Source organism: Microbulbifer sp. ARAS458-1, assembly GCF_045348205.1.
In the GTDB taxonomy this organism is placed as follows: domain Bacteria; phylum Pseudomonadota; class Gammaproteobacteria; order Pseudomonadales; family Cellvibrionaceae; genus Microbulbifer.
Genome location: NZ_CP155838.1, coordinates 1081321 through 1096260 on the forward strand (window position 1 = coordinate 1081321; position 14940 = coordinate 1096260).

General features: G+C 56.0%; 10 protein-coding genes. 6 read left to right on the plus strand and 4 right to left on the minus strand.

All coding sequences use genetic code 11. The features are described 5' to 3' along the window. The first annotated feature begins 299 nt into the window (after positions 1–299). The 3 genes from tkt (at position 300) to AAFH99_RS04480 (ending at position 4065) form a co-directional block, all read left to right on the plus strand. Positions 300–2300 carry a transketolase gene (gene tkt / locus AAFH99_RS04470; RefSeq protein WP_406828777.1) on the plus strand — a complete coding sequence of 667 codons (2001 nt, stop codon included), beginning with the start codon at positions 300–302 and terminating at the stop codon, positions 2298–2300. 212 nt (positions 2301–2512) lie between these two features. After that, on the plus strand, positions 2513–3538 hold the full coding sequence (gap, locus tag AAFH99_RS04475; RefSeq protein WP_043320172.1) for a type I glyceraldehyde-3-phosphate dehydrogenase: 1026 nt from the start codon (positions 2513–2515) through the stop codon (positions 3536–3538). A 29-nt stretch (positions 3539–3567) separates the two neighbouring features. Next, complete coding sequence (locus AAFH99_RS04480) at positions 3568–4065, plus strand: tRNA-uridine aminocarboxypropyltransferase (protein WP_406828778.1); 498 nt, start codon at positions 3568–3570, stop codon at positions 4063–4065. A 56-nt stretch (positions 4066–4121) separates the two neighbouring features. Here the strand turns inward: AAFH99_RS04480 and AAFH99_RS04485 are convergent, their stop codons facing one another. Then, the gene (locus AAFH99_RS04485; protein ID WP_406828779.1) at positions 4122–5420 is read right to left on the minus strand and encodes a hypothetical protein; all 1299 of its coding nucleotides are present in this window, start codon (positions 5418–5420) and stop codon (positions 4122–4124) included. Between the two features lie 222 nt (positions 5421–5642). On the opposite strand from AAFH99_RS04485, the gene AAFH99_RS04490 reads away from it, so the two are divergent. Beyond that, positions 5643–6161 (plus strand): peroxiredoxin, encoded by a 519-nt coding sequence (locus AAFH99_RS04490; RefSeq protein WP_231491977.1) that lies wholly within the window; start codon positions 5643–5645, stop codon positions 6159–6161. A gap of 68 nt (positions 6162–6229) precedes the next feature. On the opposite strand, the gene AAFH99_RS04495 is transcribed toward AAFH99_RS04490, so the two are convergent. Further along, positions 6230–7039 (minus strand): DUF2884 family protein, encoded by an 810-nt coding sequence (locus tag AAFH99_RS04495; RefSeq protein WP_406828780.1) that lies wholly within the window; start codon positions 7037–7039, stop codon positions 6230–6232. A 342-nt stretch (positions 7040–7381) separates the two neighbouring features. On the opposite strand from AAFH99_RS04495, the gene AAFH99_RS04500 reads away from it, so the two are divergent. Beyond that, entirely contained in the window at positions 7382–9949 is a 2568-nt protein-coding gene (locus AAFH99_RS04500; RefSeq protein WP_406828781.1) for a TonB-dependent receptor plug domain-containing protein, read from the plus strand. Positions 9950–10226: 277 nt separating this feature from the next. Here the strand turns inward: AAFH99_RS04500 and AAFH99_RS04505 are convergent, their stop codons facing one another. Both AAFH99_RS04505 and AAFH99_RS04510 read right to left on the minus strand, forming a co-directional pair. Beyond that, on the minus strand, positions 10227–11234 hold the full coding sequence (locus AAFH99_RS04505; protein WP_231491979.1) for a histidinol-phosphate transaminase: 1008 nt from the start codon (positions 11232–11234) through the stop codon (positions 10227–10229). 231 nt (positions 11235–11465) lie between these two features. Further along, positions 11466–12284: a sulfite exporter TauE/SafE family protein gene (locus AAFH99_RS04510; RefSeq protein WP_043320180.1), complete on the minus strand. Its 819-nt coding sequence runs from the start codon at positions 12282–12284 to the stop codon at positions 11466–11468. 331 nt (positions 12285–12615) lie between these two features. Between AAFH99_RS04510 and AAFH99_RS04515 the strand changes: the two genes are divergently transcribed. Further along, positions 12616–14922 carry a zinc-dependent metalloprotease gene (locus AAFH99_RS04515; protein WP_406828782.1) on the plus strand — a complete coding sequence of 769 codons (2307 nt, stop codon included), beginning with the start codon at positions 12616–12618 and terminating at the stop codon, positions 14920–14922. Positions 14923–14940: the final 18 nt, after the last annotated feature.

The following is a 14940-nucleotide window of genomic DNA, read 5'->3' on the forward strand; positions in this document are numbered from 1 at the left end:
TTCAGGCTATATCAAAATATTTCGATAAAGGTGTATCGAAATAATTTGATGCAGATGTAACTAACGCCGCCCGGGCGGATGGAACCGCGTCAGGAGCGCTATCTATTAGGAAAATGTTGCTGCCTTCGGTAAAGAATTGAACCCGCGGCCTTTGCGCCCGGCGGGGGTTTACGGGAAAATACTGCCCCCGTTTTGCCGGTCATCGACAACCTCCGGCCGACGGGTCGCGGCAAGCTGGCCGTCAGAGCCGGGCCCGCAGCGCATCTGATGAACCGAAGATCCCAAACCGAGAGATCCCTATGTCTTCTACTCCGTCTCGCACAGAAAAGGCTAACGCCATCCGCGCCCTCGCCATGGACGCGGTCCAGAAAGCCAAAAGCGGCCACCCGGGCGCCCCCATGGGTATGGCAGATATCGCCGAAGTGCTGTGGAACGACTATCTGAAACACAACCCGGCCAACCCCGAGTGGGCGGACCGCGACCGCTTTGTGCTGTCCAATGGCCACGGTTCCATGCTGCTGTATTCCCTGTTGCATTTGTCCGGCTATGACCTGTCCATCCACGAGCTGCAGAACTTCCGTCAGCTGCATTCCAAGACCCCGGGCCACCCGGAATACGGTTACGCCCCGGGTGTAGAAACCACTACCGGCCCCCTGGGGCAGGGCATCACCAATGCCGTGGGTATGGCGCTTGCCGAGAAGGTCCTCGCCGCCCAGTTTAACCGTGAAGGCTACGAGCTGGTTGACCATAACACCTACTGCTTCCTGGGTGACGGCTGCCTGATGGAAGGTATCTCCCACGAAGCCTGCTCCCTCGCCGGTACCCTGGGCCTGGGCAAGCTGATCGCCTTCTATGACGACAACGGCATCTCCATCGACGGTGAAGTAGAAGGCTGGTTCACCGACGACACGCCCAAGCGCTTTGAATCCTATGGCTGGCACGTAATCCCGAACGTGGACGGTCACGATCCGGCTGCGATTAAGGCCGCCATCGAAGAAGCCCGCTCTGAGACCCGCAAGCCCACCATCATCTGCTGCAAGACCGTGATTGGTTTCGGCTCCCCCAACAAGCAGGGCCGCGAAGAGTGTCACGGCGCGCCGCTGGGCGACGAAGAGATCGCACTGGTACGCGAAACCCTGGGCTGGAAGCACGAGCCATTCGTTATCCCCGAAGACCTGTATCACGCCTGGGACGGCCGCGCCAAAGGCGCCGAACAGGAAGACGAGTGGAACGATATCTTCGAAGACTATAAAGAAGCCCACCCGGAACTGGCGGAAGAGTTTGTACGCCGTATGAAAGGCGACCTGCCCGCGGACTTCCTCGCCAAGGCCGACGAATACATCAAACAGTGTCAGGCCGACGGCGAGAAAATTGCTTCCCGTAAAGCCAGCCAGAACAGCCTGAACGCCTATGGCCCGCTGCTGCCGGAATTCCTCGGCGGCTCCGCCGACCTCGCTGGCTCCAACCTCACCATCTGGTCCGGCTCCAAAGGCGTGAGCGCCGACGACGCCAGCGGCAACTACGTCTACTACGGCGTGCGCGAATTCGGCATGAGCGCCATCATGAACGGCATCGCCCTGCACGGCGGCTTCGTGCCCTACGGCGCGACCTTCCTGATGTTTATGGAATACGCCCGCAACGCCGTGCGTATGGCCGCGCTGATGAAGCAGAAAGTCATCTTCGTCTACACCCACGACTCCATCGGTCTGGGCGAAGACGGCCCCACCCACCAGCCGGTAGAGCAGCTGACCGCCCTGCGCGCTACACCAAACCTGCAGACCTGGCGCCCCTGTGACGCCACCGAATCTGCGGTTAGCTGGAAAATGGCCGTATCCCGCAACGACGGCCCCAGCGCCCTCATCTTCAGCCGCCAGGGCCTCGCCCCGCAGGCGCGCACCGAAGAGCAGCTGGCCAACGTCGAAAAGGGTGGTTACATCCTGCGCGATTGCGACGGCGAGCCCGAAGCCATCATCATCGCCACCGGCTCCGAAGTAGAGCTCGCCACCGCCGCCGCCGAACAACTGTCCGGCCGCAAAGTGCGCGTCGTCTCGATGCCTTGCGCCGAAGCCTTCTGCGCCCAGCCCGCCGACTACCGCGAATCCGTACTGCCTTCCAGCGTGCGCGCCCGCGTCGCCGTAGAAGCCGGCCACAAGGACTACTGGTACAAGTTCGTTGGTTTCGACGGTGCCATCATTGGCATGGACACCTTCGGTGAATCCGCACCGGCCGGTGACCTGATGAAGCACTTCGGCATCACTGCTGAGAAAGTTACTGAAGCTGTCGAAGGGTTGCTGAAGTAATTACTAGGTAAGCTGCTAACGTAGTTCAGCGGCCCATCGAGAAGGGCAAGTGCCGGGCATAGGGTTTCGGAAGCGTCGGCGACAGGGACGTCGCCGACGCAGCGTACAGGGATGTATTCACAGCGGTTCCTAAACCTTATGCCCGGTGCTTGACCGCCACCGCACGGGAACAGAGCATTGATCGAAGGCGGTGGAAAAGGCCCGAGGAATACATGCCCAACCAAGCACCAATAAGACTCGCGATAAACGGCTACGGCCGTATCGGACGCAGCGTCCTGAGAGCTCTGTACGAATCCAACCTGCGCGACCAATTGCAGATCGTCGCCATCAACGAACTGGCCGACTGCGCCACCATTGCGCACCTCACCAAATACGACACCGTCCACGGCCGCTTCCACGGCAAAGTCGAAGTGCATAACGAAACCCTGCACATCAACAACGACCAGATCGCCGTCACCCATTACCGAGACCTCGAAGACCTCGACTGGCGCAATCCCCAGGTCGACATCGTCCTCGAATGCACCGGCAGCTTCACCGAGCGCCAGCGCGCCGAACTGCATTTAAAAGCGGGGGCCAAAAAAGTCATCTTCTCCCAACCCGCGCAAAGTGACGTCGACGCCACCATCGTATACGGCGTCAACGACACCGCGCTCACGGGCAATGAAACCATCATCTCCGCCGCCTCCTGCACCACCAACTGCAGCATCCCCGTCATCGCCGCCCTGGAGAGCGCCTTCGGCATCGAAGCCGGCGTCATCACCACCATCCACTCCGCGATGAACGACCAACCGGTAAACGACGCCTACCACCACACCGACCTGCGTAAAACCCGCTCCGCCATCTCGTCGATTATTCCGGTGGACACCGGGCTCGCCCGCGGCATCGAACGGGTGCTCCCCGACATGGCCGGCAAATTCGAAGCCCAGGCCATGCGCGTGCCCACTATCAACGTCTCCGCCATCGACCTTTCGGTGCAATTGAAAAAGACCGTCACCCAAGCCGAGGTTAATTCCGTGTTGAAAACCGCAGCGGAAACCCGCTTCTGTGGCGTCCTCGGTTACAGTGAAGAGCCCCTCACCTCCTGTGACTACAACCACGATCCCCGTTCCGGCATTGTCGACGCCAGCCAGACCCGCGTTGCCGGCAACAGACTGGTCAAAGTATTGATCTGGTTTGATAACGAATGGGGGTTTGCCAATCGTATGCTGGATGTTACGCGCGTACTGCAATCTCAGTGATTTATAGTCGGTAGTAGACAGTGAGAAATGTGCAGGTAATCCTGCTCACCCACGAGCGCGAGCTGGATCGACCAACCAATACCGGGCGGTTGGTGTTGGAAGTAGTTGGGGAGCCTGTGTCCAACAGGGTGCGGCGTGTCCTGTGGCGTCGTAAGGAGCCGGATGATTCTCTGCTCGCTTTGCTAAAGAGACCGCGCACTGCCCTGCTATATCCCGCCAGTGAGGTTCAATGCGATGGCCGCGAGGCCGGCCCCTTGAGGATCGCAGAGTGTGACACCTTTATCCTGCTAGACGGCACCTGGCAGGAGGCCCGCAAAATGTACAACCGTAGCCCCTACCTGCACAAACTACCAAGAATCGAACTGGATACCCCAAAGCCCTCCCGCTTTACCTTGCGGCGTAATCAGCGGGAGGGTTGTTTGTGCACGGCGGAGTGTATTGCTCACCTGCTGCAGGCGAAGGGGCTGCACGGGGCTGCTCGTCGATTAGAGACTGCGTTCGATCGGTTTCTGCTAGAGAGCCCCTGACGACGGCGGTCGATCAACGGGTTTCCAGAGTGCTGGCAGTACTAATACTGGTGGTACTAAAAAGTACCGCAGGAACCCAGGCGATTTTTAAACGGCTGGTAGTCGAGAAGAAATGTATTGTAATCCGCGCGAAATACTGCGCAGGACTCTGTACTGTCATCCGAGGTACCGCAGCATCGAATGGCCTCACGCAACGCCTGCTCCGATACCGCGTCGAAGGACTGAGAATGTCCTGCGCCGTACATAATACTGTCCTCCCAGGTTTTTACTGGTCGCCAGGAATTATTGCCATGGGCGCCGCCGTAATAGCAGCCGGTACCCTGTAGGCAATCTTGGCCAATGTTTTCAGAGCCCCACGCCGGGGTACATTGAGAACCGAAGTAATCGTCAACGGTATCCTCTGACCAGCCGCAGCAACTGTAGTTGCCATTCTCATCGGTTTCACACGTGCCATCTGCGGTGCGGTTATAACTGGTACAGCTTTCTCTGTCGGTGAGCGTCGGGCAGGTGGCGTTTGCGGACTGCACATACTCGGATGCTGGTTTGAAACTATTGCACCATTTACTGCATCCAGGTCCGTCCAGATTCGCCCACTCTCTGGATAATTTACTGGGCCATCCCTCTGCACTTATACCGTCCTTACTAATGGGGCTGTCGTATAGATCGGCGAGACCGAAATTATGGCCGATCTCATGGATGATGATATTGCGCAGCTGGTGCAGGGTGGTTTCGATATTCAGCCAGTCCCTGTCGCTGGCAACGTAGATGATCTCGCCACCGGACGCGCCGTAATCACTTTCACCGATAACGACTTTCAGAATCCCGTGAATATCATCACTGGCGCACTGCTCTAAAATGGCTCGGTGCACCTGCTCAGTGTCACAACTGAATCCGCCCTTGTCCTTGTGGGAACACCCCAGAGCGGAAAAGCCCTGCAGATCGATTTCATAGAAAGCAAACTGGCTTTGGAATTCGGAGAAAGGCGTCAGGGCGCGAAACTGATTGGTTACGGCATCCTGTACTATTTCATTGAAGAAGGGCGCTGAATCCAGATTGGCAAAAAGCACCTTGAAAGGGGCCTCGTTATTGCCGGTAAACGGCGTGCATGAAGTCAGCTGGGCATATTCACCAGGATTCAGCGGATTTTCTGATTCTCCACTACCGGAGGCTGGAGTGTTGCCGTCGGACGAATCCAGGTCGTCTCCCGGAGCGTAAGATGGTGCTGGAGGCTGCAACTCCGTGTCTTCGACGGCGTCGTTTCCGCCACCGCCGCCGCCACAGGCGGTCAATGTCAGGAAGGCGATGGCGCAGAGCACGCGCAGGGTAAGGTTTCGGCGAACGGAGAATTCAGGCATGTCAGGGCTGGGGCTATCAATTATTGTGTGTTGTCCATGCGCGGCAAGTAAATGACTGCCTGGTGCCCTTTTCCCTGATGCTGATTGCGCAAAATTGCGCCATTTTATGAGGTGAATCCCGTTGAAGCCAGAGGTAAAAAGCCTGAAACTGCAGCTGAATATCAAGTCACTTTTTGCCGGCCGTAGGACCTGGTGAAATAAACATCGTTTGAGGAGAGGAATGTGAGAAAACTGTTTCTTTGGCTGGGGATGCTGGTAATCACTGTTCCCGCTTTGGCACTGGAAGTGGGAAGCCCAGCACCGGAGTTTTCCCTGCAGGCGTCGGATGGAAAAACCTACAAACTGGCCGATTTCAAAGGTAAGCAGGCGGTAGTGATTGCCTGGTATCCGAAGGCGTTTACCAAAGGTTGCACCATCGAGTGCAAATCCCTGGCCGAAAACGGCCACCTGATTCGCGAATACGATGTGGCCTATTTTATGGCCAGCACCGACGAGGTGGAAGAAAACGCCAAGTTCGCCGCGGAGCAGAAGGCCGATTTTCCGTTACTCAGCGATCCCTCGGGGGAAGTGGCAGCGGCCTACGACGTGAAAATGCCGGTGCTGAATATGGCCAAGCGGATTACGATATACATCGACAAGGACGGTAACGTTGCCAAGATCGACAAGGACATCAAACCAGCCACCAGTGCTCAGGATATGGCACGTACATTAGGTGAGCTGGGCGTGGCCAAGAAATCCTGATCCCTAAAAAAGGCCGCGCAGAATTCGATTCAGGCGGCCGAGTACTAGGGGGTATCTGTTTAGCGGGGTTACTTGGTATTGATCAGTTCGATACCATTTAACTCCGGAATTGCCTTGTGCAGGGCCAGCTCGAGCTGGTCCAGTTCTTGTACCTGTTCACACAGGCTGTCCGCGCGGGCTTCTAACACTTCGGCTTTCGCTTCCACAATCTTCTCCGCTTCTTCTGCCGCAGCTTCGGCGCGCTCCTCGATACTGGCCCCACCGGTTAACGCGGCTTTCATCGCATGCCAGGCAATCTTGCCGGCAAAGCGTGTAGTGAGATCTGCGATCTGCGGCTCCAGTTCACTTTCGAGCTTTGTACTGAAGTTGCCCTCCACCCAGGGGCTGCCATAAGTAAACACTTCTCCCGGTTGTTCCATTTCTTTGGCAGCAGTATCGCGCAGGCGCCGAGCGTCGGCGAGGTAGGCGCGGGTGTCTGAATCATCGGGGCCGGCGAGCGCCACAAGGGCGATGCCCATGCCTTCGGTGGCAACATCAACCGCCGCGATGGCAAGAGCGGAGACTTCCCGTCCCGCACTGTGCAGCCCCTGCTGGTAGCCCTCCATCAACTCCTGCTGCTGGGCGGTAAGGAGCAGACCAGTGTTACCCACCGCGAGCTGGTCTGGCGCATTGAAGGCAAACAGTGGCCCGCCACTGTCTACATCCCAAACTTCGAGGAAGCCGGGGCCGACGGTAACCTGGTGGTGAATATCGATATTGCACTGCCGGGAGTACGCCTCAGTAGCTTTATTCTCCTCGGTCGCTGCTGCCGCCATTGGTACAGAGACCGTGGCGAAGGTGAATGCGGCGGAGAACACTAGGGGGAGCAGGGGTTTCATTACTCGATCCAATTCAGTGGTTTTCTCTAGGACGTGGCCTGGCTACCTCCTGGATGCGGGAGATGCAAAAAAAATTTGGCACGCATATTGCTCGAGATTGATCAATAGGGTGAGACCCTCCGGGATAATGATTTCTAAACCCGGAAAGTGATCGGCGGAAGCCGGCACCAAAGATTCTGCAGCGACCATCAGGGTGGCTGCCCTGCACTAGTTAAGAACCTTTTAGCAAAGCCGGATTGGTATGTGGTTTCTATGTCAGCACCAAGCGTGTGCGTGGCAGGGGGTTCTTTTGTCTGAAAAATAATAATCGTTATGGCATTCGTTCAAACCAAGGGGTCGCTAATGAAGCAGTCACTTACGCAAAAGAAAGTACTGAGTTGTGCCGTGGTAGCAATCATCGCCAGTGGAATAACGGCACCGAGTGCGCCGGTATTGGCAGAGGAAATAGAGGAGGTGGCGGTGACCGGTCTGCGCGGCAAACCGCGTTCCGTATCCGATTCTCCGGTGCCGGTGGATGTATTTGGTAGTGAAGCGCTGGAGTCGGTATCACACACCGATACCAACGATGTACTGAAGACCCTGGTCCCCTCCTATAACGTGTCCCGCCAGCCGATCAGTGACGGTGGTACTTTCATTCGTCCCGCACAGTTGCGTGGAATGCCTACAGACAAAACTCTGGTTTTGGTGAACTCCAAGCGTCGTCACCGTGCGGCATTGGTTGAGATTGGCGGTTCCGGAACCCAGGGGCCAGACATTGCCACCATTCCCAGTTCAGCGTTGAAATCTGTCGAGGTCTTGCGCGATGGCGCTGCTGCTCAGTACGGCTCCGATGCCATCGCCGGGGTAATCAATTTTATTCTGAAAGATAATGCGGAGGGTGGTTCCATCGGTGTGCGTGCCGGTGAGTATAGCGAGGGCGATGGATTTCAAAGTACCGCAACCGGTAACGTGGGGATGCCCCTGGGTAGCGAGGGATTCCTGAGTATATCTGGCGAAGTCTCCCAGTCTGATTTTACCTCGCGCAGTGAGCAATATTGTGAAAGCTGGTTCTGCCTGAATGATCAGGATGCAGATTTTATTGAAGCGGCAAAAAATGCTTCACTGGAAGGCGATGTGGTGCAGCCGTGGGGGCAGCCAAACACGGAGGCGGCGCGATTGTTCTTTAATGCCGGCTACGATTTAGGTAATGGCAAAGAGCTTTACGCTTTCGGTAACTATTCGCAGAGTGAAGCAGATGGCAGTTTCTACTACCGCTATCCCAACAATGGCACCATCATGGATCTCCGTGAGGAAGACGGGTCCATCTATAGCCCACTAGAGAAATTTCCCGGAGGCTTTACCCCGCGCTTTTTCGGTGAGGTAACCGATTACTCCCTGGCATCCGGCCTAAAAGGAGAAATGACGTCCGGACTGCTGTACGATTTCAGTGCACGCTATGGTTTTTCGGAAGTGGCTTACACTCTGAAAAATACCATTAACCCATCAATGGGGCCCGATAGCCCTACTTCGTTTCAACCGGGCACATTGGCCAACGAGGAATTTCAGATTCAGGCGGACTTCTCCAAGGAGCTGATGCTGGGACTTTCCAGCCCGGTGGTGGCTGCGTTTGGCCTGAGTTATATGGATGAGTCCTATGAGCTGACTGGCGGTGACGCAGATTCCTATGCTGCTGGACCCTACGCCACTCAGGACCCCTGGAATCTTTGTAACGACGACGGTACAGCCACGGAAGCGGGGAACGCCGCGATTCTTGCCGGCTCGAGTCTCGCCTGTGACAACCCCGACGACCCGGTGTACACCGTGGTCGGAGTAGGATCGAACGGTTTCCCCGGTTACTCACCGGAATACAGCGGCAGCTATTCTCGCGATTCCTATGCTGTCTATGGCGATCTGAGTACCGACCTCAGTGACCAGTTGTTTGTGCAGGCTGCGATGCGGTTTGAAGATTATTCGGATTTTGATTCCGAACTCGTCGGCAAGCTGGCGATGCAATATGACATCACCGATAGTATCGGGCTGCGCTCCTCCATCGGTACCGGCTTCCGTGCACCAACACCTGGTCAGCAGGGGACTACCAACGTGTCCACGCGACTGCCGAATGGCTTTCCTGTGGCTACCGGGCTTTTCCCGGCTTCTAGCGATGTAGCAGCGGCACTGGGTGCCGAAGCGCTGAAGCCCGAAACCTCTACCAACTTTACCTTCGGTATGACCGCGGACTTCGACAATCTCAGCTTGACGATCGATTTCTATCGCATTGATGTGGATGATCGTACCTATGCGATTTCCACGCTGGATGTATCTGCCGATGCAGGCAGTGGTTCCGCCTATGCGAATTATCTTGCACTGGTGGATGCCGGTGTTGTAGGGGCCGAATCCATCGGAGGGGTTTTCTACTTCACCAATGCGTTTGACACCCGAACTCAGGGGGTGGATTTGGTTGCAACTTACCCGCTCACCTGGAGCAATGACAGCACTACCAATGTCACCGCTTCGGTCAATTACAATAAGTCCGAATTTGCTTCGGATCCCTCTGCGTATCTAAACGAAGAGGATATGTACGACTTTGAGAATTTTGACCCGACGTTGCGCGGTGCACTGACCGCTACGCACGATTTCGGCGCTCTCTCTTTTATGGCTCGGGCCAACTGGTACGGCAGCTATAAAAACTCCCAGGGAACTGATGATGGTCTGGTTTTCCAGACTTACGATCCTATCGTACAGGTTGATCTGGAAGGGAAATACCATATCACGGATAACACCAATGTCAGTTTGGGCGGGCGTAATATATTTGATGAGTATCCTGAGAAAGATGCTCTCGGCGACTATTGCTGTGGTGCGCTTTATGCAGCCGATACTGTTGTCGACTGGCAGGGAAGTTTCTACTACATGAGCCTAAGCCACAATTTCTAATAAAAACTTCTGCGCACGTGTCTGGCGGCGCCCGGCGGTACTGGTGCGCCAGCCCGGTCGCTATGCTCTTGTACTGGATGTACGCTCCGAAGCCTCCGTTCCGGCGGTCACCACCAGATACGCGCTCGCTACGTTTTTATCGTTATTTGACGTGTCTTCTACAAGACCTTATCCCCGCTCCGCGGGGATTTTTTTGTCCAGGGTTTTGCATCGATTGTCGGGCACAAAAAAGGCCAGCAAAGCTGGCCTGAACATTGGAGCGATTGTAAACCGGTTGTCAGGTCATGCGGTGTAGAACTTTAGGTAGCGCAGATGTATATTTCTGTACATCTTCCAAGTGCCCCATACTGACCCGTGACCAGTTATTGTAGTCACGATAAATGCCGCGAATCAGTACATTTTCCTTGGCCATTTCCGCACGGAAGGTTTCCGCGTTCAGATCACCGAGATTGACGAACATGAAGTTGGTTACTGAGGGAAGTGCGCTAAGGCCATTCTCCTTGATCGCTGCACCCACCATCTCCCGTGCTTCAACCACTTTCGATCGGCAGTAATCCATAAAGCGATGATCTTCATAGCAGGCAATGGCGGCGGCGAGGCCAGCCTGATTAAGGCCGTACCAGCCGAGCCCGAATTTTTCCATCTGTTCTATTTTTTCTGGTTGGGCAATCAGATAACCCACGCGCATTCCGGCGAGACCATAGATCTTGGAAAAAGTACGCGCAACGATAATGTCGTGGCCATCCTTGATAAGTGGTATCACAGTATTTGCATCGCTATTGTCTGTGAGTTCGTTGTAAGCCTCATCGGCGAGCACGGTGCACTTTTTGGAAGCCTTGATGCAGAAGTTACGCATTGCTATCGGATCGATCAGCATGCCAGTGGGGTTGTTCGGATTGGTTACCTGCACCATTGAAATACTGTCATCAATCGCGCGGTACATCGCGTCGAGGTCAATGGCGAGGGATTCCAGTTTTGGCAGGCGCTTGATTTCGCCGATGTTCTGGATTTCGACGACCCGGGAAGTGGTGTCCCAGAACAGATCGGGGCCGAGAATGTTGCCGGTCTGTGCAGCGGTAACGGCTGCCGCCGCAAGGCCCGCACTGGATCCCGACCCCAGGGTGACGTGGTCTGGCGTAACACCATGCCGCTCCGCGATCATGGCTTTCAGGCGCGTAACGCTATCGTAGACGTAATAGGCCCCCTTCTGGCTCGCTTCCATCATCGCTTTCAGTGCGGCGGGGCTGGGGCCATACGGGTTTTCATTTGCGTTGAGCTTGGCCACGCCTGGCGGCGGTCCATAAAGCGGGGCTGGGCGCGTCATTTCTTTCGTGGCTGCTGCCAGGCTGGTGGCACTTGCGGTAGCAAGGGCAGCTGAAACTGTGGCAGTGGTCCCCTGAAGAAATAACCTCCTGCTGAGTGATTTATGCATTATTGTCCCTCCCGGTCAGGTCGTAGTTGTGAGTTGTTTATCGGGTTATTTGCTGCAACTCGCCGCGCAGCGTGATGCCTGGATTCAGGCTTTGGCGAACATGGCAACAGACACAGCGATCAGATAAACCCCGAACAGGCGTTTCAGGTGCAGCTCGTTCAGGCTGTGAGCCCATCGCGCGCCAATCGGGGCGGAAATGACTGAAAAAATTGAAATTGCGATCAGCGCGGGAATATTGATGTAACCGATGGACCCCATGGGCAGATTCGGTGCGCCCAGCCCCATAATGAGGAAGCCGATGGCGCCAGGCAGTCCGATCAGAAAGCCAATACCCGACGCGGTTGCTACCGCCTGGTGCGCTGGTCGATTACACAGCACCATGGTCATTACCGTAATGGTGCCGCCGCCGATACCCAGCAGCGATGAGAAGCCACCAAGAAAGCTGGCCAGTCCTGCGCGGGCGATCCCGGTGGGCATTTCCAGCTTTCCTTTTAGGCCATCGAATAAATTGGGAAATAGAAAATAGATGGAGTAGAGCAGAACGCCGGCAGCAAATACGTAGACCAGGCTTTTACTGTCGGTAAACGAAGCTATATAAAGGCCGCCGCCAACGCCAAGTACTATCCAGATCGACCAGTCCCGCAACACCTTGAAGTCCACCGCTCCCCGTTTGTGGTGTGCCTGCACCGAGCGCGCCGAAGAAATTACGATGGAGGCGAGAGATGTGCCCACGGCCACACGCATCATTTCATCACTGGCACTGTGCAGAAAGGGAAAGACGGCGAGTAGCGCGGGGACCACCACAAAGCCTCCGCCGTTACCAAACAATCCTGCGGTGATCCCCGCAATCAGACCTGCGGCACAAAGCAGCAGGATAAACAGAGACACTTCCTCAACGCTCATTGGTTCCCCCGGTTGTTCGTCATTGAACAGGTTCTAAAAAGCATTAACCGTGCCAACGGCAAATGCGGTGAGGGGGAATCAATTCGACGGAGGATAAAGCGAACGTTTTGTACGATCAGACGAATTATCTGACGGTAGCCAATAAAACAGTACACTGCGGCAGTGGACTGCCATTGCTCGAGTGATAGTCTTCGGCTTTCGATTAATAAAAATCTGACAATATCAGCAACAATAACCTGGGGGATTCATGTTTCACCGGCTATCTATAGCATTATTGCTTCTATTCAGTGCGGTTGCTTATGGGGAGTCCATTGCGGCGATGACCGCCGGAATGCAAAAGCAGCAAGGACTGTTCGATTTTTACTGGGATCAACAGGAGGGTCGGTTATTGCTGGAAGTGGATACCTTTGACCGCGAGCTTTTGCTGCTTACTGGGCTCGCCCAGGGGCTGGGATCTAACCCTGTGGGGCTGGATCGCAATCAGGTGGGGGAAAGTCGGGTCGTCAAATTCGAGCGTGTGGGCAACAAGGTCCTATTGCATCAGATTAACCTCAAGTTCCGGGCCATTTCCGATAACCCGGCCGAGCGCCGCGCCGTATCCGAAGCCTTTGCCACCTCAGTGATCTGGGGATTTGAGGTGATCGGTGAGGAGGGTAAGGCCGTTCTTTTGGACTTCACCCCGTTTGTACTCAGCGATCAGCACGGTATAGCCGACCGTCTTAAACAAGCTGGCCAGGGCAGCTACAGTCTGGACCCGAGTCGGTCTGCAATTTATCTACCGCGCAGTAAAAGCTTTCCAAAGAACAGCGAGTTTGAGGCGCAGCTGACATTTGCCGGCAGTGAACCGGGCCAGTATCTTAAAGAGGTAGTGCCAACGCCGGAGCTGGTGACCCTGCGTCAGCACCTCTCCCTGGTGGAACTGCCGGAGGAGGGCTACACGCCCCGCCGCTTCCACGCCAATTCCGGCTACTTTCCGCTGATCTACCGGGATTACGCCACTGCCATTGATCAGCCCATGGATCAGCGTCTGATCTTCCGTCACCGTCTGGAAAAACGTCCTGGCAGTAATGAGCCGGTGGAGCCGATTGTCTACTATATCGACCCGGGTGTACCCGAGCCGGTGCGCAGTGCGCTGATCGATGGCGCCAGCTGGTGGAACGAGGCCTTTGAAGCCGCCGGTTTTGACAATGCCTTCCAGGTAAAACTGTTGCCCGAGGGCGCCGACCCACTGGATGTGCGTTATAACGTGATCAACTGGGTGCACCGCTCCACCCGCGGCTGGTCCTACGGCTACTCCATTTACGATCCGCGCACCGGTGAAATTCTGAAGGGCAACGTTACCCTGGGGTCCCTGCGCGTGCGTCAGGACTTTCTGATCGCCCAGGGTCTGCTGCAGCCATACGGCGATGAAAATGCGGATACGGAAAAACTGAAAGCCATGGCGCTGGCCCGTATTCGTCAGCTGTCCGCCCACGAAGTGGGTCACACCATCGGCCTTGCGCACAATTTTATTGCCAGCGCGGAAGATCGCGCCTCGGTGATGGACTACCCGGCACCGCTGGTGACCATGAACGGCAAGCGCCTGAACGTGCACGAAGCTTACGACAGTGGCATTGGCGCCTGGGACAAACTGGCGATCCGTTACGGCTACGGAATTGCCGAAGGGGATGAGTCGGAATATCTCGAACGTGTGCTGGAGGACGCGAGGAAACAGAAGCTGCGTTTTATTACCGACCGCGATTCCCGCACCATCAACAATGCCCATGCAGAATCCCACCTGTGGGATAACGGCAGCGAGCCACTGGAAGAATTCCAGCGTATGACGGAGCTGCGCAAGCACGCCCTGGAGAATTTCGGCCCCGCCGCAAATAGGCCAGATGCCGCACGCTCGTCTCTGGATGAAACCCTGGTGCCGGTCTACTACGGGCATCGCTATCAGGCGGAAGCCGTGGGTAAACTTATCGGTGGACTGGATTACGATTACCTGTACAACGATGCCGGCTCGGAAAGTTATCGCATGGTCGATGCCGACCGGCAGCAGCAGGCCATCGATGCTCTGTTACTTACCCTGCAGCCGGAATTCCTTACCCTGCCGGAAAAGGTACTGAAACTGTTGCCGCCCAAGGCATTCGGTTACAGCCGCAGCAATGAAAGCTTCCCCGCCTATACCGGCGTGGCCTTTGACGCGATTGCCATGGTGGAAGCGGCTGCTGGGCATACCTATTCCATCCTGCTACATCCGGAACGTGCCGCGCGGTTGCAGCAACAGCAGGCGCGCCGCGGCGACGGCCCGGGGTTCAATACCCTGCTCGCGCAACTTACCGAGCAGTCACTGGATAAGGATAAGTACCAGGGGCTGCAGGCAGCGATCCACCAGCGGGTCAATCACGTGTATATCCATCAGTTGATGTTACTGGCCGGTGACAAGAGCGCGCCGGAGTCCGCCCGCGCCCGCGCCAACTTCGAACTGGCCAAATTCCAGCACGCGATCGGTGAAATGAAATTGTTTGGTGATGATCCCCAGGGATACAACGCCCATTATTTTTATGAGGCCAACCGTATCGCAGTGTTTATGAACGGGGATCTGAAAGTGGACAAGGGTGACCTGAAACCCATGCCGCCGGGATCACCAATCTGATTCTGGGGCCGATGTACT